The sequence below is a fragment of the Ktedonobacter sp. SOSP1-85 genome, from assembly GCF_016587415.1.
Taxonomy (GTDB): Bacteria; Chloroflexota; Ktedonobacteria; order Ktedonobacterales; family Ktedonobacteraceae; genus Ktedonobacter.
On sequence record NZ_BNJI01000001.1, the window covers coordinates 1,822,347 to 1,845,258 of the forward strand.

General features: G+C 51.9%; 22 protein-coding genes and 4 pseudogenes. 13 read left to right on the forward strand and 13 right to left on the reverse strand.

Features of this window, described 5'->3' with window-relative positions; genetic code table 11:
* Genes KTE_RS07730 through KTE_RS07740 form a run of 3 tightly spaced genes read left to right on the forward strand, consistent with a single transcriptional unit; the run spans nt 1 to nt 2,422 of the window.
* Nucleotides 1-864, forward strand: coding sequence for a pentapeptide repeat-containing protein (locus KTE_RS07730; RefSeq protein ID WP_201380010.1), 864 nt, complete (start codon nt 1-3; stop codon nt 862-864).
* A gap of 10 nt (nt 865-874) precedes the next feature.
* A complete protein-coding gene (locus KTE_RS07735; RefSeq protein ID WP_201380012.1) occupies nt 875-1,636 on the forward strand; it encodes an ABC transporter ATP-binding protein in 762 nt (253 codons plus the stop codon).
* 51 nt (nt 1,637-1,687) lie between these two features.
* On the forward strand, nt 1,688-2,422 hold the full coding sequence (locus tag KTE_RS07740) for an ABC transporter permease (protein WP_201387003.1): 735 nt from the start codon (nt 1,688-1,690) through the stop codon (nt 2,420-2,422).
* 100 nt (nt 2,423-2,522) lie between these two features.
* Here KTE_RS07740 and KTE_RS07745 read toward each other — a convergent pair.
* A pseudogene (locus KTE_RS07745) lies at nt 2,523-4,055 on the reverse strand (zinc ribbon domain-containing protein).
* A gap of 220 nt (nt 4,056-4,275) precedes the next feature.
* Here KTE_RS07745 and KTE_RS07750 point away from each other — a divergent pair.
* The 5 genes from KTE_RS07750 to KTE_RS07765 all read left to right on the forward strand — a co-directional run bounded on the left by KTE_RS07750 (nt 4,276) and on the right by KTE_RS07765 (nt 7,978).
* Nucleotides 4,276-4,806 (forward strand): GNAT family N-acetyltransferase, encoded by a 531-nt coding sequence (locus tag KTE_RS07750; RefSeq protein WP_201380014.1) that lies wholly within the window; start codon nt 4,276-4,278, stop codon nt 4,804-4,806.
* A gap of 299 nt (nt 4,807-5,105) precedes the next feature.
* The gene (locus KTE_RS07755) at nt 5,106-6,533 is read left to right on the forward strand and encodes a PQQ-binding-like beta-propeller repeat protein (protein WP_201380016.1); all 1,428 of its coding nucleotides are present in this window, start codon (nt 5,106-5,108) and stop codon (nt 6,531-6,533) included.
* Nucleotides 6,534-6,676: 143 nt separating this feature from the next.
* Complete coding sequence (locus tag KTE_RS47405) at nt 6,677-6,952, forward strand: helix-turn-helix domain-containing protein (RefSeq protein WP_236600319.1); 276 nt, start codon at nt 6,677-6,679, stop codon at nt 6,950-6,952.
* The gene (locus KTE_RS47410; RefSeq protein ID WP_236600320.1) at nt 6,915-7,157 is read left to right on the forward strand and encodes a hypothetical protein; all 243 of its coding nucleotides are present in this window, start codon (nt 6,915-6,917) and stop codon (nt 7,155-7,157) included. The genes KTE_RS47405 and KTE_RS47410 overlap by 38 nt, the downstream gene beginning before the upstream one ends.
* 290 nt (nt 7,158-7,447) lie before the next feature.
* Nucleotides 7,448-7,978 (forward strand): transposase, encoded by a 531-nt coding sequence (locus KTE_RS07765; RefSeq protein ID WP_374226770.1) that lies wholly within the window; start codon nt 7,448-7,450, stop codon nt 7,976-7,978.
* 201 nt (nt 7,979-8,179) lie between these two features.
* On the opposite strand, the gene KTE_RS07770 is transcribed toward KTE_RS07765, so the two are convergent.
* From KTE_RS07770 to KTE_RS07780, 3 genes and pseudogenes are all read right to left on the reverse strand, one after another.
* Nucleotides 8,180-8,455 carry a hypothetical protein gene (locus KTE_RS07770; protein ID WP_201380018.1) on the reverse strand — a complete coding sequence of 92 codons (276 nt, stop codon included), beginning with the start codon at nt 8,453-8,455 and terminating at the stop codon, nt 8,180-8,182.
* An 8-nt stretch (nt 8,456-8,463) separates the two neighbouring features.
* Nucleotides 8,464-8,571 (reverse strand): annotated as a pseudogene (locus KTE_RS07775) (IS6 family transposase); the annotation flags it as partial.
* A gap of 169 nt (nt 8,572-8,740) precedes the next feature.
* Nucleotides 8,741-9,199: a peptidoglycan-binding protein gene (locus KTE_RS07780; protein WP_201380020.1), complete on the reverse strand. Its 459-nt coding sequence runs from the start codon at nt 9,197-9,199 to the stop codon at nt 8,741-8,743.
* A 459-nt stretch (nt 9,200-9,658) separates the two neighbouring features.
* Here KTE_RS07780 and KTE_RS07785 point away from each other — a divergent pair, with 459 nt between their 5' ends.
* Both KTE_RS07785 and KTE_RS07790 read left to right on the forward strand, forming a co-directional pair.
* Nucleotides 9,659-9,898, forward strand: coding sequence for a hypothetical protein (locus KTE_RS07785; protein WP_201380022.1), 240 nt, complete (start codon nt 9,659-9,661; stop codon nt 9,896-9,898).
* 56 nt (nt 9,899-9,954) lie between these two features.
* Nucleotides 9,955-10,443 carry a GNAT family N-acetyltransferase gene (locus KTE_RS07790; RefSeq protein ID WP_255552845.1) on the forward strand — a complete coding sequence of 163 codons (489 nt, stop codon included), beginning with the start codon at nt 9,955-9,957 and terminating at the stop codon, nt 10,441-10,443.
* A gap of 527 nt (nt 10,444-10,970) precedes the next feature.
* Here KTE_RS07790 and KTE_RS07795 read toward each other — a convergent pair.
* The 3 genes from KTE_RS07795 to KTE_RS07805 form a co-directional block, all read right to left on the reverse strand.
* Nucleotides 10,971-13,721, reverse strand: coding sequence for a peptidase domain-containing ABC transporter (locus KTE_RS07795; protein WP_201380026.1), 2,751 nt, complete (start codon nt 13,719-13,721; stop codon nt 10,971-10,973).
* A 122-nt stretch (nt 13,722-13,843) separates the two neighbouring features.
* Entirely contained in the window at nt 13,844-14,419 is a 576-nt protein-coding gene (locus KTE_RS07800) for a hypothetical protein (protein WP_201380028.1), read from the reverse strand.
* Between the two features lie 176 nt (nt 14,420-14,595).
* Nucleotides 14,596-14,844 carry a bacteriocin gene (locus tag KTE_RS07805; protein ID WP_201380029.1) on the reverse strand — a complete coding sequence of 83 codons (249 nt, stop codon included), beginning with the start codon at nt 14,842-14,844 and terminating at the stop codon, nt 14,596-14,598.
* Between the two features lie 509 nt (nt 14,845-15,353).
* Here KTE_RS07805 and KTE_RS07810 point away from each other — a divergent pair.
* Nucleotides 15,354-15,986: a hypothetical protein gene (locus KTE_RS07810; RefSeq protein ID WP_201380030.1), complete on the forward strand. Its 633-nt coding sequence runs from the start codon at nt 15,354-15,356 to the stop codon at nt 15,984-15,986.
* Nucleotides 15,987-16,141: 155 nt separating this feature from the next.
* On the opposite strand, the gene KTE_RS47415 is transcribed toward KTE_RS07810, so the two are convergent.
* The 4 genes and pseudogenes from KTE_RS47415 to KTE_RS07825 all read right to left on the reverse strand — a co-directional run bounded on the left by KTE_RS47415 (nt 16,142) and on the right by KTE_RS07825 (nt 19,214).
* Nucleotides 16,142-16,417: a hypothetical protein gene (locus KTE_RS47415; RefSeq protein ID WP_236600321.1), complete on the reverse strand. Its 276-nt coding sequence runs from the start codon at nt 16,415-16,417 to the stop codon at nt 16,142-16,144.
* Between the two features lie 275 nt (nt 16,418-16,692).
* A pseudogene (locus KTE_RS49495) lies at nt 16,693-17,427 on the reverse strand (serine/threonine protein kinase); the annotation flags it as partial.
* 327 nt (nt 17,428-17,754) lie between these two features.
* Nucleotides 17,755-18,094 (reverse strand): annotated as a pseudogene (locus KTE_RS07820) (DDE-type integrase/transposase/recombinase); the annotation flags it as partial.
* A 628-nt stretch (nt 18,095-18,722) separates the two neighbouring features.
* Nucleotides 18,723-19,214 carry a hypothetical protein gene (locus tag KTE_RS07825; RefSeq protein WP_201380032.1) on the reverse strand — a complete coding sequence of 164 codons (492 nt, stop codon included), beginning with the start codon at nt 19,212-19,214 and terminating at the stop codon, nt 18,723-18,725.
* Between the two features lie 108 nt (nt 19,215-19,322).
* Between KTE_RS07825 and tnpA the strand changes: the two genes are divergently transcribed.
* Nucleotides 19,323-19,721, forward strand: coding sequence for an IS200/IS605 family transposase (gene tnpA, locus KTE_RS07830; RefSeq protein WP_201379581.1), 399 nt, complete (start codon nt 19,323-19,325; stop codon nt 19,719-19,721).
* A complete protein-coding gene (locus tag KTE_RS07835) occupies nt 19,714-20,916 on the forward strand; it encodes an RNA-guided endonuclease TnpB family protein (protein WP_201380033.1) in 1,203 nt (400 codons plus the stop codon). Before tnpA ends, KTE_RS07835 begins: the two co-directional genes overlap by 8 nt.
* 472 nt (nt 20,917-21,388) lie before the next feature.
* Here KTE_RS07835 and KTE_RS07840 read toward each other — a convergent pair whose 3' ends face one another.
* Both KTE_RS07840 and KTE_RS07845 read right to left on the reverse strand, forming a co-directional pair.
* Complete coding sequence (locus KTE_RS07840) at nt 21,389-21,778, reverse strand: tetratricopeptide repeat protein (protein ID WP_374226804.1); 390 nt, start codon at nt 21,776-21,778, stop codon at nt 21,389-21,391.
* A 300-nt stretch (nt 21,779-22,078) separates the two neighbouring features.
* Nucleotides 22,079-22,906, reverse strand: coding sequence for a hypothetical protein (locus tag KTE_RS07845; protein WP_201380034.1), 828 nt, complete (start codon nt 22,904-22,906; stop codon nt 22,079-22,081).
* Between the last annotated feature and the right edge of the window lie 6 nt (nt 22,907-22,912).

The following is a 22,912-nucleotide window of genomic DNA, read 5'->3' on the forward strand; positions in this document are numbered from 1 at the left end:
ATGAACGATAAATTGACCAACTATGTCAACGGCGTGTTTGCTCCCTACGATGAGGTCAAAAGCGCGACCGAATTGAAGGCTGATCTGCTCTCCGATTTGCAGGAGCGCTTCCGTGAGCTCAAAGCCGAGGGCAAGGATGATGACACAGCCTTCGACATAACCATTGAGAGTATCGGCAATATTGAGCAAACTGTCCAGGAGGTCGCCAACCTCTCCCACTCCCTGGAGCGGCAGGTGGCCGTCAACTTGAGTGCGAGCCATCTCCCACAGAGCGACTTCGCGGGCGTGGTTGCGCATAAAAGCAACTTTAAAGGCAGCGCGTTGCATGGCTCTGACTTTACGGGCGCGGACCTCACCGGGAGCTCGTTTCGGGGTAGTGACGTCCGTGAAGCCAATTTCACGCGCGCTAATCTGACCGATTGCGACTTCTCTGTCCTTGACCTTGTGTATGCGAACTTCAGCGAAGCCATCCTGGTACGCACCAACTTCAGCAAGTCGGGGCTGGTCGGAGCGAAATTCATCGGCATCAAGCTGACTGATGTCAATTTTACGAAGACTGACCTGCGCAAAACGACTTTTGAACGCTGTACCTTTCTCGGCGTGAACTTTGCCTCTTCCGACCTGACCGGACAGCGACTTGATGGGCAGACCTTTATCGGTGTCACGTTTGACCTGCCTGCACTGAGGGATGTTTCGTTTCAGGGCGCGACCCTCAAAAATGTCTCTTTCCGCCAGACGGGCATCTGGTCTCTGAAGCGTGCCATCCAATCCATTCGCTTTGACGGCGCGATGATGGATAAATTAACGTATGCCGCCCTCAAAGGCTTAATGGCTGATGTCTCGAAGGTGACTGTTCTCTCATAAGGAATTTTTTATGCACAACATTGCCATTCAGGTCAACGACCTGCACAAATCATACAAGAATCTCGATGTCTTACAAGGCGTGAATTTCACCGTGGAGCAGGGCAGCATTTTTGCCCTGCTCGGCTCCAACGGCGCGGGCAAGACCACGCTGATCAAAATTCTGACCACGCTACTCAAACAGGATAGCGGAGCGGCCATCGTCAACGGCTTTGATGTGGCGTCAAAACCAGCCCACGTGCGGCAATCACTCAGTCTGACCGGGCAATTCGCCGCCGTGGATGAGATATTGACTGGGCGAGAAAATCTGATTATGGTCGCCAGGCTCCGCCACCTCAAACAGCCACACCAGGTGGCCAACGAGTTGCTGACCCGTTTCGGGTTAACCGATGCCGCCAACCGCAAGGCGTCGACGTATTCAGGCGGGATGCGCCGCAGGCTTGATCTCGCGATGAGTCTGGTGGGAACCCCACCGATCCTGTTTCTCGACGAGCCGAGCACCGGGCTTGACCCCGAGGCGCGCATCGAGGTCTGGAGCGTGGTGAAAGGACTTGCGGATGACGGCATGACCGTCTTATTAACCACCCAGTACCTGGAAGAGGCGGAACAGCTTGCTGATCGCATTGCCATTCTCCATGAGGGCAAGATTATCGCCAGCGGCACGCTCACGGAGCTCAAAAAGCTGTTTCCACCGGCTGAAGTGGAGTATGTGGAAAAACAACCGACCTTGGAAGAGATATTCCTAGCCATCATTGGCAAGAAGGAGGGAAAGTAAGTGGCAACGATCCAGAAGCAGGAAGCGATCCAGAAATACTTTTTCAGCGATATGAGCGTGATGCTTGGTCGTTCCATGCGCCATATCTTCCGCAGTGTGGACACCATCTTTACCGTCACGATCACGCCTATTGCGATGATGTTGCTATTCGTGTATGTGTTCGGCGGCGCCATTCAAACCGGGACCGACAATTATGTCAATTACTTAGTCCCTGGGATCTTACTGATTGCGATTGCGAGCGGGGTCTCCTATACCGCGTATCGGTTGTTTACCGATGTGCAGAAGGGGATCATTGAGCGCTTTCGCTCCATGCCGATAGCTCCATCTACCATGCTGTGGGGACATGTCCTGACCTCGATGGTCTCCAACGCGCTTTCGGTGGTGGTCATCATGCTGGTCGCGTTGTTGATGGGCTTTCGTTCGTCGGCGGGCATCCTGTCCTGGCTTGCCGTCGCTGGCATCCTCGCGTTGTTTACGCTGGCGTTAACCTGGGTGGCGGTGATTCCTGGACTGACTGCCAAATCGATCGACGGGGCAACAGCTTTTTCGTATCCGCTGATCTTCCTGCCCTTTATCAGCTCGGCGTTTGTGCCAACCAAGTCGATGCCGTTTGTAGTCAGAGTCTTTGCCGAAAACCAGCCAGTGACGGCGATCGTGGAAACCATCCGTGATTTACTGTCTGGACAGCCAGTCTCTAATAATATATGGGTCGCGCTTGCTTGGTGCGTCGGCATTCTAGTGGTGGCCTACATCTTTGCGATGAGGGCCTATACAAAGCGCGTGTAAACATGGCCTATAGCATCCCTGTGACACTCCGCATCGGCTAAAGCCGAGCAGCATCTGACACTGTACCGTAGTCGGGTTCGTGAGACAGGTGGCGTGGCCACTACTCAAAGTGAACCCGTAGTTGGGACGCAATATCTGGGAGAGGCGCGCCCATCCGGCGCCTTCTCCCCTGGGCGGTGCCATCCCCGTTGGCATGATCTCCACGCCTGGCCGCAGGGAGAGACGGTCCCATCTGGCGTTTGGCATCCTGGGAGATCCCAACACCTGAGTCTTTCGACTCCCTCTTCGCACGTTGCGAACGAGCATGAGGCTTTTCCTTCAAAGGTTCTTGCGTACGTTCGATCAAGCGCTGTCCGATTCTCAAACTGGCATTTCTGTCGGCATGATCGCGCATCTAGCACTGTGGGCAGAGACAGAGCGCGGCGCCGGAGGTGTAGCCTTCCACAGGCTGTCCCTGGTTATAGCGAATGACAGCCGCGTGACAGCGATGGCATTCTCTGCTCGTATTGCGCGGATTCACACGGCAGGTGATGATGCCGCCTGCATGCCAGGCTTTGTACTTTGCGTAGCGGACAATGCGCCCTTTCATCCAGTAGGCGCGTTTGGTATTGCTCCGGCGCGAATACGTGCCCTGCTCCGGTTGCAGGTTGCCCAGATGTTCAAAAACCAGGATGCTCGCCTTGTGCTCGCTCGCGAACTGCACAATGCGAGCGCTCACCAGGTGCGCGATCTGTTCGTCTACGTGCCTGATTTTGGCCCAGAGGTCGGCATTGTCCTGTTCGTTCTCGGCAATGATGCCAGTCTGTGATCGGTTGCGCGCAATGCGTCCAAGCAGTTTCTTCCTACAGCCCGATACCGCTGTGCCATTCCCGATGAAGGAAGTAGCCAGGATGGTGCCGTCAACTGTCTGGACGCTGCACACAGCGAGATGCTTGTCGAGATTGAGATCCACCGCGCAGAGACGTGTCTGGGTGGTGGTGAGTTGCGCTCCGCTCTTTGTGGGAGCCTCGAATATCTTCTCAATGGGAGTATGTAACCACCAGCGATCTCCCTTGCTAACAAGCTGTGGACTGCCTATCGCGTACCCATCGGGGAGATCGCGACCGAGGAGGTGGACTTTGAGCCAGGACCAGCACGAGCCGGTCCAGACTTTGAGCACGATACCATGCCTATGACGCTCACGCCAAAGGCTTGCGTAGAAGGGAACTGACTTGTTCCATGATCGGGGTGGGACCGGTGGCCGCTCCCGAAACGGCCTCTTCTTGCGCTTTTTCGTTTGTTTGGCTTCGTGTTTCTCCTTACGTGCTCGCCATGTTTTGAGGGAAGAAGAAAATGCGCGGGCCGAACCAAGGGCCGCATTGATGGCGGCACGTCTGAACATCGCCGGGATATCTGGCGCGAGATCGGTGAGCGGTATCACCGGATGGGGGCTAGACTCCGTTGCATGGGTGAGTTTCTCCAAGGCGGTGAGGGCCCGCTTGTTTTTGAGTGAAAGGAGACCCTCGTGCGCCTGAATACAGTCGAAATAAAAAGCGACGACACGATTGAAGAGGGCCTGATTTGCCGCGAAGTAGTCGGCATACTGCGGCGGATACTTCAAACGTTGTCTGATGGTTTTTGTGGCCTTCGCCATTTCAGTCTCTCTTCTCACAAAAATATATGTGTCGCTTCTAAAGTATACTCCACTTATTTAAAGCCGTCAAACATATGTTCTAGAGAGTGCTCTGTTTGACAAGGGCTCAAGCCCAATAACACGCCTCACCACGGTCTAAAGAACCGTGGCTTGCGGCGGGCTAAAGCCCTATCCTGTCGTTGCCTGTCTGCTACAATTTGCAGAGGAACGAGCATGGGCCTTGATCGAAGCTTCTCTAGAGACACCTCGCACACTCTACACCTGGAGCTTTACGCGTGATATGTCCAACCTACTCGCGCAAGAGGGCTTCAAGGTCGAGTCCAGTGATTACCGCATGCGTATCCTATTTGAGGAACCACCCACGGCTCCCCGTCCTATCGAGGCTGTCACCATTCGCCCTTTCATTCCAGGCCAGGAGGAGCAAGCCATCTATAATGTCATCGCGGAGACCTTTCCCGATATCGACGGTGAGCCATATCGCCTCTATGAAGACTGGTACGAGGGTATGTTCGAGAAGAACTCCAGCGCCGACCCATCCATGTTCTATGTGGCTATCGCCGACGGAGAAGTGGTTGGCGTCACGCTCTGCCGCATCTATCCCCAGGAGCATAGTGGGCACATCTCGCAGGTCGGCGTGCGCCGCTCATGGCGCACGCGTGGCATCGCCCTCGCCCTGCTCACCACAGCCTTCAACGGGTATTATCGCCGTGGAGTCCGCGAGGTCCTGCTCGACATGGACTCCACCAACTAGACCGGCGCCTGAAAGCTCTACCATCGTGCTGGCATGCATGCCCGCTCTCAATTAGACTATATGACAAAAGAACTGTAACTAGTATGTGGTGTAGTGCATCCTGGCTGGCTTTGGAAACCAGGGCGCACTACACTATACAAAGACTATGACTATAGGCACGAATTTAACCAGCCCCTTATATCCCGACACATATTGACACAAAATAGGTCATATGCCCCATCTATTCTTACCTCTTTAACCCTACAATAAGTACATGTAGTCTATATAAAGCTTTCTCTATCTATAGGAGCAATATTATTATGTCCTATCATATCCTCAAGGCCTTAAAAGTGCATAAATGCATTCCTAGCTACTTATTATTACTGGCTCTTTGTCTCTTCTTAGCGGGCTGTGGCTTGACGCCAACGTCGCAAACACAGACTCCTATACAGGTGAAAACCAGCCCAACATCGACAGTTCGGGCCATGCCACCTTCACCCTCTCCCCAGCTGGAACCTGTTCAATATGCTGTGAGTTGGGATGTAGACCGGCAACAACCGTATAGCAACCAGGGCATCTCCAGCCTACACGTTACCGCATTTGAAACAAACACGGGTCATATCCTGTGGCAGCACGAGCCACTCAAATTAAAAGATCTGTATCGAGGGAGCCAGCAGCGCATCATAGATGGTGTACTCTACATTACCAGTAGCAGCGTTCAGCATGTTACACTAAATCTGGCTCTAGACCTCCAGGACGGCCATGTACTCTGGGAGCATGAGTACCAAGAAATGGGCATAAAAGAAACAGGTAACCTTGGTATAATTTTCTGTAAAGATACCATTTATCAGAATAAAGAGGCTACTGTTCAGGCGATACAAGCGAGGAATGGGCAGATACGCTGGAGCTATAAGAGCTCGACAGTCATTACGCAACTTGTTCCTACTAGCACGGCAGTGTATCTCGTAGAGACGATAGAAAATCAGCAAAGCCAGAATGGTTCGAGCGTTTTCGTTACCGCGCTTGATCCTGCTGATGGCAAGGCTCTCTGGCGTAAAGCTTACCCGACCGCAGACAATAATGTTACATTCACACTTGTGGCTACCAAAGGGGCCGTTCTCGCTATCAACCAGATAACTCTCAATCCCATCCCGAACGGTCCAATCGCGAGTGTACAGGCCTTGCAGCCCGAAACCGGGCAAAGCATCTGGGCGACTCTCATGCCAGCTTACATCGATAGACTAAGCGTTACAACATTTGGTAATATACTCTACCTTAATGGGCGCAACCTGCTGTATAATCCCAAGACTCATTCATACGAGCCACATCAGGGCAAACTCTTAATCGCTTTCGATGCTCTCACAGGCAAGTTGCTCTGGCAGCGAGAGCACAATTATGAGGGATTTGCCCTGCTCTCAGAGCAAGAGTTATATGCCTATAAAGGCAATCAAGACAATGAAGCTCCCAAACATACAATCTGCGCCCTTGATACCACGACCGGAAAAGAACGCTGGTGCATTGACAGCTTACGACCAGACCTTTATGGCATGAGCTCCAATCAAGATACGCTTATCGTCGTGGATACACTCCAATCCTCTCTCCACTCCCTTCAACTAAACCTCTACGCCATAAACAAGCTTGACGGAAAAATTCTCTGGCATCAACCCTGGCAGAGCAGCGCCCCATCGCTGGTCACCTTTATGCTTGCTACCGTTACTCCAGGCCAGGACGCAGTTTTTTTCGGCTAAGCTCCTTGCTCCCTCCCTAGCAGTAGCTGCTGTCGGCGTATGCGGCTACTGCTAGTGGGTCAGTCGCCAAGTCCAGTGGGAATGTGAAAGAATGAAATACGAAGAAACATACAACTCAGAAAGGAGCCGTCAAAACGATCGCCATGTCTCGTCCTGTTGCCCAACCTCTGCGTCTTTTCACCGAACGCGAACGCCAGGAACTCCAACGAGTGATCCGCGCTCCTAGTGAAACTGTGATCCGCCATCAGCGAGCGATTGCCTTGCTGGCGGTTGCTGATGGAAGGTCCTTGAGCGAAGCGGCCAGGGCGGCAGGCTGGCGCGTTCATGATACCGTGACCCGCTTGATCCGCCGTTTCAATGAACGTGGACTCGCCGCTCTTGATGATTTACCTCGCAGTGGTCATCCCCCGTCGTTATGACCCGACAGAACGCACACGCATCGAACAAGAACTGCAACGAAGTCCATTGCGCAAGGAAGATGGAACCGCCACCTGGTCGCTCACCACCCTGCAACGCACCCTGCGTGAAGCTCCCGATGGGTTGCTACAGGTAAGCACCTTCACCATCTTGCATAGCATCCATGCGCGCAGGCTACACCTGGCAGCAGAATCGGACCTGGTGTAAGACTGGCACCACGCTCCACAAGGGAAAGAATGGTATGGTGTGGAAGAGCGGCACGATCCGCATACGCAGGAAAAAACGGTGATTGAGCGCGCCTATATGACCGCCGAGCGGCTCGGCCTGCAATTGTGGTGTGAAGATGAAGGTGGTCCCTACCAAAGTATCCCCCAACTTGGCTCGTCCTGGCAACCTGAAGCTCAGCCTGCACGTCGGCCCACGAGTACCTGCGAAGCGAGACGGCCAAACTGCTCACCTTGTTTCGGCCTGCGACTGGTGAAGTGCGTGCTGAGGCGGTGGAACACAGCACGAACGCGGTGCTGCATCCCTGGCTCAAACGCGAACTGCAAGCCATCCTCACGCAGTGTCCTGCAGCTCCAGAAGTGGTGCCGCAAGGAAGACGCTGGCAAGACTGGGACATCTATCCGGCTGCCGAACAGTTAGATCGCTTTTTCCCACCCGTGCAGGTGTTGCTCATCTTGGACAACCTGGCAGGGCACAAGAGTTTCAGTCTGGTGCAATGGTGTGCTGAGCACGGCATTCTCTTGCTCTGGACACCTACGGCAGGTTCCTGGCTCAATATGGCCGAGTCGCTGCAACGCATTCTCCAGTGGCGGTCGCTTTCTGGCCAGCACCCCGCTGACGTCCAGACACTCAAACAGTGGCTCACCGAGGCCGTCGAGGGCTGGAATCGACATCCTACCCCGTTCATCTGGGGAGGCAAACGCCATGCCCGTCGCGACCGGGCCTACGCTCGGCGTTCTTGCCCATTTTATGTCTGCTTCAAGGAGTCTTTGAATACAAAGAGACCAGTGAACTGCTTGTGACAATTCACTGGTCGCAACGGAACCGACGGGCGACGAACCACCGGTCGCCCCTGGCCTTGATTCCCGTTGACAAGTTGTTCGCTGGTCGCGGTGACATTCTTGCCTATCTATCGTGTTCGAATTGTCCGGGATAGCTCGCTCTGTACTGAGCCTGGAGCCAGAATAAGCGGGCGGTTGGGCGATCAGCTTAGAGCTGGCACGTCAGAGTTGGGTCTCTTTTGCGGTCGTACTCTGCCCATTACCGTCACCAATCTGTGCGGAAGAAGTTATAAACTGCTCGGAAGGAATACCCGCGACTTGTAGCAGGTGCATAATCATATGAGTCTGCCGCAGTATCTCCTCGTCCTGGGCTGCCAGATGCTTCATCACCTCTTCGATATCGTGGTAGGTTTTGAGGGTGGTGGTATATTGCTCGTTCACCTGGATTTCTTGCTGTTTCCCAAGCAGTCCCTGGCCAAGCATAATTACGATCATCAATGGTAGCTGATCTCTTCAAGATCGCGGTAGCTCAGCGAATACCGAAGATACCAGTGCACGCATAAGAGAATGATGTCTGCCTGGAAATGACGCCACTTAAAATGGATATTGCTGATATATGAAGAATGCCCCTGCTTTTCCCAAAGTGAAGCAAAGCTTCTCACGGATTCATTCTTTTTGCAACACAGCCTCAAAAGCGCCTCCCGGCCGCAAAGGAAGCGCTTTTGTGCGTTTCATAGCCTCTGCATACTACAAGGCAGTTCCATCAATTGATATATCTGGCTACTAGCAATGCCCAAGAGCATGCCAGGTCTGTGGGCCAACGATCCCATCTGGGTAAAGGCCGTAATAATCTTGAAAGTCAAATACGGCCTGCTGTGTGAGTACGCCAAATTGTCCATCTTCAGCTAGAAGAAATGGATTACCATTGCTATATTCATGAACCCAGGTCCTAAAGCCAGTACTAGAAGTGTTGTACCAATAATTTAGTGACTGCTGCGCCAGCTTCACGGCCCAGGAAGGATTGTTACTCTTATGCCAATAGATCACCGGTAATGGGCAGGTATAGGAAGGTGACATCGTGGTATTTGATATGATATGCCCATTAAACCCTGCTGGCATGGCATGAGGATTCATCCCTGTTGTCGCGGCATGTGCTGAAGGTACAGAGGTAAAGGCGCTGAATGAGAACAGTGCTGCCATAAGAAGTGCACCACACAGCAATATTTTCAAAGCGTTTCGCATGACATGTTTCTCCTTGCCTGTAAAACAACTAAGATGGTAAAACCACCTCTTACAGTCAAGAGTGTAGAAGAAAAGCCAGCCATTTCCCAGGACAGACACCGGTCACTTTCCGGTCAGTTTTCCTTCAATGATTCATTTGCTGTATTTCCCTTATCTGGTCTGTTTTATGCGTAAAGTGAAGAGCAAGGGGCATTCTTGTCGGTAGGGCTCCACTAAGCGGTGGAGGAGCATAAGTTCCCCTTTCGCAAACGAAACAGGGCGCGTTGGCGCATATCCTTGTCCGAAACAACGGGCTTCTTAAGTTTGCCTCGTCTCTTTGGCTCAACCCAGGGCAAAGGAGCAAAAGAACAGCGATGCGAAAACTCAAGAGTTCAACCAACGCTCCAGACGTGATCAATGAGTCCAGCAACCATCACAGAGGTCAAAGGGAAAACCCAGATGCGAAGGTTTGCTCAACTCATGATGCACAAAACAGAAATTGTAGGTGTATCCGATCAGGTACATGCCCATCCCAAACGTCTTGAGACGATGAGCGGCATGACGAGAGCGACGAGTCAAATTCGCCAGGCGTTGACGGAAGGTGGCATTGAGGCGCTCGATAAAAGCGGTGTTGAAGGCCGCCCCCCCACGCGAGCGCTGCAACAACGCTCTCGCGTGAGCAAGCAGTCCATGAGGTTCAGTGGAAGCTATGTTGACTGAAACAGCGCTTAGAGGGAAATGAAGCCCATGAGTTACGTCTCATTGTACGAATCTATGTGGACACGCTCAAAGCCACGCACAAAGGTATTGTCTCGGACACGTTTCTCAATGCCTTGTCGTATGAGAATGCTCTACCGAGATTTGAAGAAATGGTCAAGAAAGAAGAGCGTCGTCCTTTTTGTTATGTCGCGGAAGATCATGGCACCGTTGTCGGCTATGCTCTCGCTGCATTAGCAGGAAAACGACCTCCTAGCTACCAGGCCTATCAGGGTGAACTGAAAACCATGTATATCTTGCCCGATTACCATCGCATGGGCATTGGGCGGAATCTGATACGGGCTGTCGCCGAGCACTTTCAACAAGAGATGGTTCCATCTCTGTTTGTGGGAGCGTTCCGGGACAACTATCCCGCCAAAAGGTTTTATGAATCGCTAGGTGCGCGCCTGATTGAGGAATACCGAGGCGAGATTAGCGGAGAGGAGTTTATGCTCGCCACGTATGGATGGGTATCGGTTCCCGGTTTGCTCCAGTTGCTTGCCTCTTGACCTCACTCACATCCGCAACTTTTTCCCAAAGGTCTTCTCCCAACCTGCGTTCTGACAGAGACACGCTTCGTCTGCCGAAGGTGTCTCTTACCATCCTCATGGATGTGTCAGAACGCGCCTCATCCTAGCTCACGTTCCCAACGTCAGACCATCTTCCCTCTTCTCATCTCACAAATTGGGGTATCTCTCACTCAGCAATAATTCGCAGACCCTGATGGCTGCGTAAAGTTGCCAGCGATTATGGTGTGTCAGACAAAACAATCAGACATACTATCAATGCAGTTCGCAAGCAGCAGAGAATATGATAGGCTCTCTCGATGGAAGGTATGGCCGCACCCAAACCACGCCGCAGGCAGATATCTACAGCCTGGGCGCGCTGCTCTTCTGCAAAATATGCATTTCATGGGAGAACTGTACGCCGAAAAGCTCTGGTAAGAGCCACCGCTGGCCCGGCTCCACATGGGAATGAAACCAGGCCAGGGCGACTGTTATGGCCGTTGACGAAGGAAATCTGCATTGAAACAATGCTACGCGGCTTCAATCTCACCACTTTCAATCTGGCTCTGGATCAGTTGGGCATAGTAGCCTCCACGACGCAGGAGCCTTTCATGAGATCCCTGCTCCACGATATGCCCTTGATCCAGCACCAGGATCAGATCCGCGTTGCGGATGGTGCTCAAGCGATGCGCAATGACGACCTGCGTACAGGAGAAGCGAGAGAGATTCTGTTCTACCGCGCGTTCGGTCGTGACATCGAGCGCGCTCGTTGCCTCATCTAATAAAAGGACGGCTGGTTGGTGAGCCAGGGCACGGGCCAGGGCCAATCGCTGGCGCTGCCCACCGGAAAAGGAACTTCCTCCCTCAGACATGACCGTCTCATACCCCATGGGCATCTTCTCGATGTCCTCATGGATGGCTGCCAATTGTGCCGCTCTCATCACCTGTGCCATGTCCATCTCTGGATGATTGAGCGCGATGTTTTCGCGTACGGAGCCGCTAAAGATGAAAGATTCTTGCAGAACCACTCCAAACTGACTACGAACCTCGCGATAGTTCAACTCTTGCAGCGGTATTCCATCAAACGCGATCGTCCCTTGCGTTGGCGTGAGCAGCCCAATCAACAACTTCCCCAATGTGCTTTTGCCTGAGCCTGTTCTCCCAACCAACGCAACCCGCTGCCCAGGAGCAATATTCACCGTAATATCGTTCAAAATCAGCGGCGTGTGTGGTGCATACTGGAAACGCACATTGTTCACCTCAATACGACCAGTCAGTGTTGGCGGGGTGCGCACCTGCAATGGATCTTGCTCAGGTTCAGCCTCAAGCACATCGGCGATGCGCTCGAAGTGGGCGCCAGCAATCTGCAATTTCTGTCCACTCGACGCCAGCGAACTGAGTGGCATGAGGAAGAGGGTAGCCAGCGTAGTGAGCGCGAACATCGTGCCAAGAGGCATCGCGCCATTGATGACTTGCAGCGTTCCTATCCAGAGCAAGAGCGTGGGGGACAGATTGTAAAGTAATTCGAAGATGACGCCAATTAACGAGACCAGATAATTGCGACGGATGGAGATATTCATCTGCTCAAAGTACAAATTCGTCCAGCGGTCGAATGCGCGCTCTTCAGCGCCAGCAGCCTTGAGGGTGGCGATGCCAGCCAGGGTTTCATTCAAGTAGCCCTGAGCTTTCCCCTGGGCCATGAGCTCGCGTTGCATAAGCCTGCGCACAGATGGGGCCGTGAGCAGCAACAAGCCAATCTGAAACGCGCCAATGAGTACGGTCACACCCGCAATCAATTTGGATAACCAGATCAAGGCTATCAGAGAAAGAAGCACACTGCTGCTATCGAGCACCGTCGAGACCAATTGACTGGAGAGAAGATCGCGGATCGCAGCGTTACTGCTCATACGGGAAAGCAAGTCACCACTTAAGCGAAGCTGGAAAAAGCGGTATGGCAAACTGAGCAAATGGGTAAAGAAGTGCTGCGTCATGTGCACATCAATGCGTGTTTGCAGATAAATAATCAATGTGGCACGCAAAAGCTTCGTGACCCCTTGCGCGAAAATCAACAGGAGCATTCCAACGCCAAGCAGCATGAGAAGATCTCGATTCGCGGATGGAATGATCGTATCGACCGCCACTGCTGTCAGAAGGGGGGCGCAAAGGCCAAGCAACTGCAACAGCAGCGACGCACCGATGATTTGGACGAGAATGCCGCGGAGAGACAACATGGAACGTGCATACGTCCCCAGAGAGAAAGAACGCTGGGAAGATTGCCGCGTAAACTGAGGTCCTGGCTCGACCATAAGGACGACGCCAGTGAAGCCTTCTTCAAACTCGGCGTGGGTGATGCGTCGACGCCCAACGGCCGGATCAACAAGGTCAACATACCTCTTCGACCAGCGTTCAACAACCACAAAATGATTAAACTCCCAGTGAATGATAGCTGGAAGCGAGACAAAACGGAAATCCTCGGCCTTTAAAGAGACCGCACGCACCTTGCATCCATACTGGCGCGCAGATTTCGCAATGGCACGCGCGGACAAGCCATCCCGACCGACACCACAACGCTCCTGCACATCCGAAACACGAGTGGCGCACCCATAGTAGGTAAGAATCATCGCCAGGCAAGCCGCTCCACATTCAACCGCAGTCATCTGTCTCATTGCAGGAATGCGACGGAGGTGCTTCAGACGGCGAGGACGAGCAGGTTCCTGGGTGCGCGCCTTCTCCTTTGCCTGTGGCGGTTGCTGGCGCTCCTGCGAGGAGCGCACAGAGGTAACGGGTCGACATTGAGAGGAACTGGCGACGTCGACACGCTGCCTATTCCTCGACGGCACGGCCTCTTTCTGTCGACTGGGTAGCGACAGTATAGCCGGATGCGTCGTACTGTGCTTAGCAGTCTGCGGACTAGGTGAAACTGATCTAGAGACGCCTGTACTTCTGTGATGACTAGGTAAGGCAAGCAAGCGCGGCCCCGAAGGTGTCTGCATTTCATTCGTTGAGAAGAAGCGCGAGGGATCAATCACCATGGTTTTAATAGATGCCACAGGTCGTGCGGACTCTGCCACGAGTTCTTTGAGTGCCCTCATGGGATGGGTGGGAATTTCAGCGCTCGTGGGTGTTGGAGAAACTGGCTCACACGGCAAACACCCACTCTCCCCCTGTTCATGGCTGGGTAGTGATAATCGAGGCTGCACAGCCTTCTGCCTCTTGCTTGCCTGATGGGCGTCATAAATGGCCCGAGCGGTCTCATATCCCTTTGGTGTGTGTTCTTCCATAAGCACAGCATCCCCCTATGAGTATAGTATCCTCCCGGTAGTGAAAAAAGGCGCATAGGAAATGGCCTACTCACCCTTGAAGTGGTCGTACAGAGAGAAACAGTTGGTATTGGGTTATCCAACTACGAAACGAGTTGGTTGAGGCCAGGCAACAGGGAAAGCACACTCTGTGATCCCACCTGGACACGAGCTGAAAAGGTGCTCCCTGCGTAGAGATTGGCTGAGAGAGGAGCATCAAGACGTATAGTCGCCGTGACGGAAGGCTCGGCAACCATCGACGCGCTTTCACCTTGAAGCTGAAAACGAGTGCGTATATCCAGAGGACTCATCACGCGTGGTTCAAGAGACGCAACGACACCGCGTAAAGAAGCCGCCTTTGGGCCAACACGTAATTCGACAGCTTGACCGGGATGGATTTGCTTTTGTTGGCTCACTGGCACAAAGAGCACCGCGACGATGATCGCTCCATGTGTGGAGTTTTGTCGCGTCAAAATCCCCTGCCCTCCCACGAAAACTGGGACCTGCGTTCTCCACGCCAGGAGACTGGCTCCCAGGAAACAGAGCAAAAGCAGCCAGGCAAAAATCCACACTGGAGGTGTCGCCAGGCGTAGGATAATGCTCTGTTTTTGCTTCTGAAGATGCCGCTTATAAGCATCTTCACGAAAAATCGAACGATTTGAAGAGGTCATAGAAAACATGGTAAAATGAGCGCCAGTTGGTAAGTGCTTCGAACAACTTACCAACCGGCTGGAGAAACTCTGCTCGCAATGCATTTCCCAGTGACTACGAGCAGAGCCGCTTTTGAGAGATCATATGACAGAGCAAATAGAAAACGCCTAGACGTTTTCCCTGCGTTCCATCGATCTTTGCGCTGCTAGAGGCCGAGATCAGTGCCAAGACCAAGGTTCACGCTACCGGCTGGAGTCTGCACGCCAACGTTCACACCACCAGTCGCAAGAGGGAGGCTTGTTGACGTCGCCGTCGTCGTGGCATTTGATGCGGTGCCGTTGACTGTATTCAAGACCGAGCCCACGACACCACCAAACAGACCGGAGCCGCCAGCAATTTGGTCTAGATCCTCATCGGTCAACTCCTGGAACATGGGATTTTTCTCGTCGGACATAAAAACAAATCCTCCTTGACAAACTACTAAAAAACGAGTGATCTGCTATCTCATGAGAGATGGATCACTATGGTCAAGTTCAGGTTGATCGGCTTTCCCATAACAAGGCATCATAGCGACTGTCCGCATGGAGTCGCGACGGAAGAGTATGGGAAGCGACCTTTCCCAAACGTCCAAGAACGTTCCCATTGCATAGGCGTTCTTGAAACTATGGATAGTATACTACTCTCAAAATAGTCTTTAGCTCACGCCATCTGCAATATAGCCGCATGGTACCACTTATCAGCGATAAAATACACAAAGGATGAGTTTGCATGACGTAATATACTCATCATTATTAATGTACATAGTTTTATTTATCGCACTATAAAATTAAAATGTGGGTATGCGACTTCTACAGGGTATGTGGCAAGAAGTATATCGATCTGCTACAGTTGAGGCTTAAGAAAAATCGCATATTCAAGCAGCACAGGGAAGGGTACATTGAGGATGAAGCGTTTGATGGTGAAATGGCAGCAATCACCCTCGCATTCAAAAGGCTTGATGTTCCAGAGGTAAGTGGAGTCGTCACCTACGACGAGGTGAGAGAATCTGGTGAACACCTCCCGGGCATGGCCGCCTTGTGGGATGTCGCGACACCTGAAGAGCAGTATGAGATGGTCACCATTCTCTTGGAGCCAGAGGGGTTCTCCTATGATGCAGAACTGAAAATGATTGCTGCACTCAAACCCCGCCCGGCATTCCTGCCCATCTTGAGCATGCTTCAAAGAGTCTTTGAAGACAAAGAAACCAGTGAACTGTCACAAGCAGTTCACTGGTCGCGGCGGAACCGACAGACGACGAACCACCGGTCACCCCTGGCCCTGATCCCCATTGAGAAGTTGTTTTCGGGTCGCAATGATATTCTGATCTCTACACCGAAATCGAGTACTGATTATGCCCAATCTAGCACTCCATTTGAACAGGCCCTTGAGAATCCAGGAGGCATTCCTTTACCGCAACGACGCCCAAGACCAGACGCCCCACCATGGAAAATCCCTGTTTCCGAATGGTCGAACGTAATACACCGTGTTGTTGAGAACCAAGAACCACTGTGCAGGGTTGCACTGGATTATGGTGTTTCGCATGATCGGGATGTGTAAAGAGAGGAGGTAAAATGCCTGGTTTAGGCATTTTACCTCCTCGTTCCGTCTGCTCTCCACACCCTTTCTGTCGAAACGGTCAACACGAACAAAGGAGGAGACATCGACAAGGAGTTGGAGTGAGGGTTGGAACTGATGTCGGCCTGGGCGTTGGCTTAGGTTGGGATGGTGGTGATGGCGCCACAGTAGGTGATGGCGCCACAGTAGGCGATGGCGCGACGGTAGACGGCGCTACCGTAGGTGATGGTGTAGTCTGAGTAGCGGTCATAGTTGGTTGAGGTGATGATTGAGGGGTAGGTGTCACCTGTGCCGCTGTCGTTGTAGCTGAGCCTGCTGACGGGGTTGGTATTCCTTGGTGATAGCTCTGCTTTGATACGTCTGACGAGAGAAGCAAGCGAGGCAGAACTCCCATACCCAGGAGCAGGAAACATGCCAGAACAAGGGCTGCCCCCACCCCTATTGCAACTCTTTTTCTGCTTTGAGGAGGTGAAGGAGTAGGTGTTCTCCCCAAAGCGGGGCGTTTTGCCGTGACTTCACTCTCTGAAGGCGCAAGACTCTCGCCATCGAAGCTCATGGATGGAGTCTGAGACACATTTCCAGTTGAGGATGACACCGTCGCCAATGGGAATGTGGTCATGATCCTATCCCAAGAAGAAGCCGTGAGTGCTTCAAGAAAAGCTTGAATGCTCTCATGGCGTTCAAGCGGGTCTTTTGCCAATGCTTTGAGCACCGCTACATCGACATGCTGAGGGAGTTCTGGGACAATGTGAGTGAGCGGGGTGGGAGACTTCGAAGTCTCTTCTGTCGTTGAGTCTCCAGGAGGAAAAGGAGATTGACCGGTCAGCAGTTCATAGGCCAGATATCCAAGTGCATATTGATCGCTCTGCTTGCTATAGATACCTTCAAATTGTTCGGGCGGCACAGAATGCACATGCAAGAGATCAATCCGAGAGGTAGATAAATACGTTTCTATGAGACTCAAAGGCGTAAAGTCAGCCAGTAGTGCCTCTTCCTGGCTATTGAAGAAAATATTTTCAGGTTTGATGTTTGCATGCATGATATTTTGCGTATGAGCATATGCAAGAGCCTGTCCCACTCGTACAAGCGTAGCGACTGCTTTGTCAAAAGGGAAGGGGTCAGGAGTGAAGGCCATCATACGATGACGTAATGAGTTCCCAGATGCATATGCGCTTATCAAATACGGGCGCTCTTCATCGATCCCAGCTTCGAGAAGAGGGAGAATAAAGGAATGGCGCAATTGGGAGATCCGGTCGATTTCATTCTGGAAACGCTCTTGCTCAACGTTGGAATCAAGAGCGTGAAAGAACTTAATAATGACCTTTTCATCAGGATCGGTAATGGACTGGGCGAGGTAGAGAGTACTTGCTGTCTTCCTGGCAAGTGCTGTCACAAGTTGATACTCATGAAATATTTGATCCATCTAGCAAAACCTCATCATACTAAAGTGGTTCGAAATAAAAGCTCGTCTCAGGACGAAGAGGGCATGGAGTACATTCATTCGCCAGCAAGCAAAACATGAGAATATGTTCATAAATTGTACAGATAAAATATAGCATATACGATTGCTTTCATGATGCAAGGGTAACCAAATAGTACTGATGAGAAGAGGTATAGTAGTATCTACTTTAGTAGTTTTCGTAGAGATAAATATATTGGTGAACCAGAACAAAGTGAGATGTTGAAGTTTGGGGAGAGGTTGGAAATGGCGCGAGGGATATGCGACCAGTTTCCCCCTGGATACCTCATCCTATTGCTGGAATCGGTCCTGCAAAATGGGACGGTATTCTCCGGCACGCAAACAGTGGTATCGCGGCTGGAAATGCCCAGCGATGGCACTGAAGGCAGCGAGAAAGCGCTGCGCCTGTTTGACTGATTTACATTTCCGCATTTTCTTCTCACGTCGTCGCGTGGACTGGTGAGAGATCTCGGCCCAATTATTGAGTCCTTTGTGTTGCCGGTGCTCCACCCCAGGCAAGATTCTGCGTTTCGCCGCACCGTAACTTCTGAGCCATCAGTAATAATCACGTGCGGGACAACTGCAATCCCTTGAGGAGTTTGCGGAAAAATCGCATGGCTGCCTTGGCATTGCATAGGCCATCCAACAGCGCGAATGAATCAAGAATGCTGGCGCACACGACGACCGTTCTCTTGTGGACATCGAGCCCCACGCATCTCTCATACACAACGTTCATGAGTTACCTCCAGAGAGAAATGGACGGGTGACGGGATGCCCAAGCTGGATCAAATTCTCCCTTGCGTGCTTCCCAAGTGGGAGCGACAGATGGTGGTGCTTGCGGGGCATCCTGAATCACACTGGTGGTCCGGATCGCAGCGCGAGTAGCAATCCGATCTCTGACGTTACACCCGCCCTGCTAGTAACCTACCCTTTTTCATGCGCGGTGGAGCGCCAGGGCGCATGACCCACTGGTGACGAAGTCAGTGTTCACGCTCAATCTTCCATGATATTCAACTCGCACTGAGGACGATTTCTGACTTCGCCACCAGTATCTTCTGAGAAGCCCAGCCTTTTCATACAGAGTGGTGTCCTGCGGCGCATGACATTTCAAAAGCGAGCCAGATCCAACATTCACGCTATTTACCACCGGAGGCGCTGACATGGGTGTGTCCCACGCAGGCCTCCAGGTTGTTGCTATCGACCTATCCCCTCTGAGCGTACGAGTGATGTTCTGGATATGAATTCAGGTGGATTCTTTGTTAGGACGCCTGGTAGACTGTAAAAGTGGTCCCTGGATATGGAACTTTGAACTCATAGGTAAAGTGGGTAGTATCAAGAACGTTAGAAGCAAGAACATACCAGGTATTCACTGAAGTAATGCTCTTCCAACTTCCATACCCTTTTACTGCACCCGTTGTTTTATCAAGGAAAACCACGCGTGCTTGTGTTGGGCCAGTTTGTTGTGTGACTTTGATGTTAATGTCATTACAATATGAAGAAGCAATAAAGGTATGATCGATGGCAAAGTAAGTGAGGTCACTTGCTATTACATAAGAGCCAATCTTAAATGCCTGACCATAACATGTTGTAGTAGCAACTGGTTGTAAACGAACTGCATGCCCTGTTGTGGCGGCATGCGCCGAAGGAGCAGACGTAAAAGCGCTGAATGAGAACAGTACTACAGCGAGAAGAACCCCACACAGTACCATTTTTACCCATACCGCCGCTGAAAGCCCCTGAACTTCAGTCATGGGGATGAAAGCGACGTTCCTTTTTTCGGGGCGAGGGTGTGGAGGGAAACAGATGATGCGGACAAATGTTCTTGACAGCAGATAGCTCTTAGCTGTATACTGTATGCGATGAGTGAAACCTACAAGAGCAACCGGAACGTGTATTATAGTTGCCACTACCACGTGGTCTGGTGCCCGAAATATCGGCGAAACGTGTTGATCGGGCCAATTGAAACACGCCTGAAAGAGATCATTGCCCAGGTGTGTCAGGAATGCCAGGCCGAGGTGGAAGAACTGGAAATCATGCCTGATCACGTGCATCTGCTGGTCAGTGTCGATCCTCAGTTCGGCATTCACCGCCTCATAAAGCTCATCAAAGGACGTTCCTCCCGGGTTCTGCGACAGGAATTTCCTGCGTTGAAACGCCGCTTGCCGAGCTTGTGGACGAATTCCTATTTTGTCGGAACAACTGGGGGAGCGCTCCTCTCCTTGATCAAGCAGTATATTGAGCAACAAAAGCATGTCTAAGCGAGAGAAACCACCAAAAGAGAAAAAGCCGACCAGAACCTACCAGTTCAGGCTCTATCCGACGCACAAGCAAGAGCGAACATTGGAAGCATGGCTGACGCTCTGCTGTGAAGTCTATAATGCGGCTCTCGATGAACGCAAAAGCGCCTATCGCATCGCAGGGAGGTCTCTCTCGTATGAGGATCAATGTGCCGAGTTGCCCGGCTGCAAAGAAGTTCGCCCAGATCTGGCTCTTGTGCCCTCCCAGGTGCTCCAGGATGTGGTGAAGCGGGTGGATCTGGCCTTTGCCGCGTTCTTTCAGCGTGTCGAAGAAGGAAAAACCCCGGGCTTTCCCCGCTTTAAATCACGTTTTCGCTATCATTCGCTGACCTTCAAACAATATGGCAATAGCTTCAAGATCCATACCCAGGGCCAGAAGAACCGAGGGATGCTGGAACTGGCAAAATTCGGTCAGGTGAAAATGGTTCTGCATCGCCCGATCACAGGAACCCCCAAGACAGCGATTGTCAAACGCACTCCGACGGGCAAATGGTTTGTGAATATCACAGTGGAAGGCTCTCCGAAACAGACCCAGGAGAGCCACATGCCGCCTTCAGAGAAAGAAGTCGGCATTGATGTTGGCTTGAAAACCTTTGCCTACTTGAGCACAGCGGAAGAGATCGCCAATCCCCGCTTTTTTCGCGAGGACGAAGCAAGGCTGGCGCGCGCCCAACGCAAACTCTCCAAAGCTGCCAGGGGAAGCAAAGAGCGCGACAAGAAACGCAAAATTGTTGCGCGCACGCACGAGCGGATTGCCAACCGACGCAAAAACTTCATTGAGCAAGAAGTGTGCAAACTGGTCGCCCGCTTTGGCTTCATTGCTGTGGAAGCGCTCGTCGTGCGCAATATGGTCAAAAACCCGCGCCTTGCGAAATCGATCGCCGATGCGTCGTGGTCACAGTTTTTCATGCGCTTGCTCGCCAAAGCGGAAGAAGCTGGGAGGCAGGTCGTGAAAGTCAACCCGGCGTATACGTCCCAGACCTGTTCTGCTTGCGGTTGTCGTCAACCGATGCCGCTGTCAGTGCGGGTCTACGAGTGCCCCCAGTGTGGTCTGGTCATCCACCGCGACCACAATGGAAGCCTCAATATCTTAGCAAATGCACGTCAAGCCTGTGGACGAGCAGGCCGAGTCATTCCAGAAGCCCCCGGCTTGTAGCCGTGGGGAGTCGTCACAGTTGTTCGCATCGTATTTTTTCTCCTTGTCTGTGGAACAGCAGAATGGTAAAACTAAATTTCACCATTAACAGTGTACAAAAGAGAAAATGTACGCACCAGGACAGGCATCGGCCACTTTCCGGTCAAAATGCATTAGTGGCTTCTGATGTTGTTTTTGTATATTTGCTTCTGTCACCGAGATATTTTTTTTACATTTATCACTTTTTTAAGTGACATCGCCAATATATCTCTTCTTGTTAGTGAGAGTCGGGTGGTAATAAGCGCGAAGTGTAGGCAACCGGCACGAAGCGTGAGCACTAACGAGCCAGGACCTGGGAAAACCGCTCCCCATCTGACTTCTTTTACCAACATCCTGTAAATTGGCAGCAAATCCCGACATGAAATTGGTTGTTTTTCCAACAAGGACCTCGGAGAACAAGTCGTTTGGGGTCAGCTTGATCATCAGGATCATATCATTGTGTGATTTTCAGATCCTGTACGAGCTGAATACAAAGCGCTTGCGTGGCCATCGTTTTCGGATGGCCTTCTCCTAGAGACTGCGAGCGAATCTCCAAGGCCCGTTCAACAAGGGAAAACGCCTCGTACAGTTCGCCCTGCTTCTGAAAAAAGATACCTAGATCATGCAATGTTTCTGCTGTCTCAGAATGGGTTGGTCCCAGAACCTGCTCTTGAATATGCAATGCTTGTCGATAGAGTGGTTCCGCTTCCACATACTTGCCCTGATCTCGGTAGAGCAGTGCCAGGTCGTGCAACGTTTGTGCTGTCTCAGGATGAGGCAACCCAAGATGCTGCTCTCGGAGAGAGAGCGCTCGCTGATATGCGGCACGGAACGCTTCATTCAACAGTTCGTGTCGGTTTTGACACAAAAATACAAATAATTTGGCTTTTCGCATCCTCTTCACAATCAGTTCTTCTTGCTTGCTCAACTCCACGGGAGGCTCCCATATGGGTGATTACATGCATTTCCTCCTGAGCCTTTTCCAAGGCTGAGTTCCTTTTCTTGAGCTGATCATCTCCTGCTCGTTCTGCCAATCGTAATCTTTCCCTTCTCCTCATGTCTCAAAGCAGAGCCGTTTTCCCAATACAGATGAGTCCATCAGTGCCTCCTCGCCAAGGTTTGAGAGCCTATGGAATGATGAGATTTATGGCAGTATGTTTCTCTCTTCTGAGAAAGGCAATGCAAGTCGCATTTCCACAATGGTACGAGGTGAGACGGGAACGTCTCCCCCAAACTGGACTACCTGGGGCATCAAACGTTCCATTTCATCACAAAGATGACGTAACGTCGCGACACGTTCCTCATGTGTGAAAGCCATTCGTAGATTGGTGTCCTTTGTGTACGCCGCGCGCTCACCTTGAAGCGCTGTTTTGACTTCCCGAATCGCCCCTTCCAGTTCGAGCAGGTAGGAGGAGAAAAGAAGCAACCTACCTGCAGCGAGAGCCCTCGCACTTCCGCAGGCGATGATCCAGAAGAAACCCACATGTGTCGAGACCCGTTCAATACGCTGCTCAAGACTTTCTGGTTCTGGCGCAGGTGGTTCAGGAAGACCAACCTTATCAAAGAGCAGGAGGGAAGGGTGTTCCCGGTAGGCTTTTGCCTGCGGGATCAGCATCCAATCGACGCTTTGCGCGGACTCTTGATACACTACATTGGTGAGGATACCGTCAATCGGTTTCGCGTGGTTCTTTCTCTCAAAAATGATTCCAGGTGTCCCAAACTGCTTGAACAGGGCGAGGCGTTCTTCCGTCGTTTTTGCTCCGATCTGCCAGGGGGTGGCACACAACGACGCACTCGAGACGTCAGAGACGACGACGTACAGATCCAGATCACTGAGCCACGTCTCTTCACCACGACCAAAGCTCCCAGCCAACCAGGCTGCCACAAAACGCTCATCCTTTTGCAATGTGAAAGTGATCCGCTCTAGTAACATAGTGCGGGCTTGGACATACTTCATTTTTTCGATGGACATAAACGG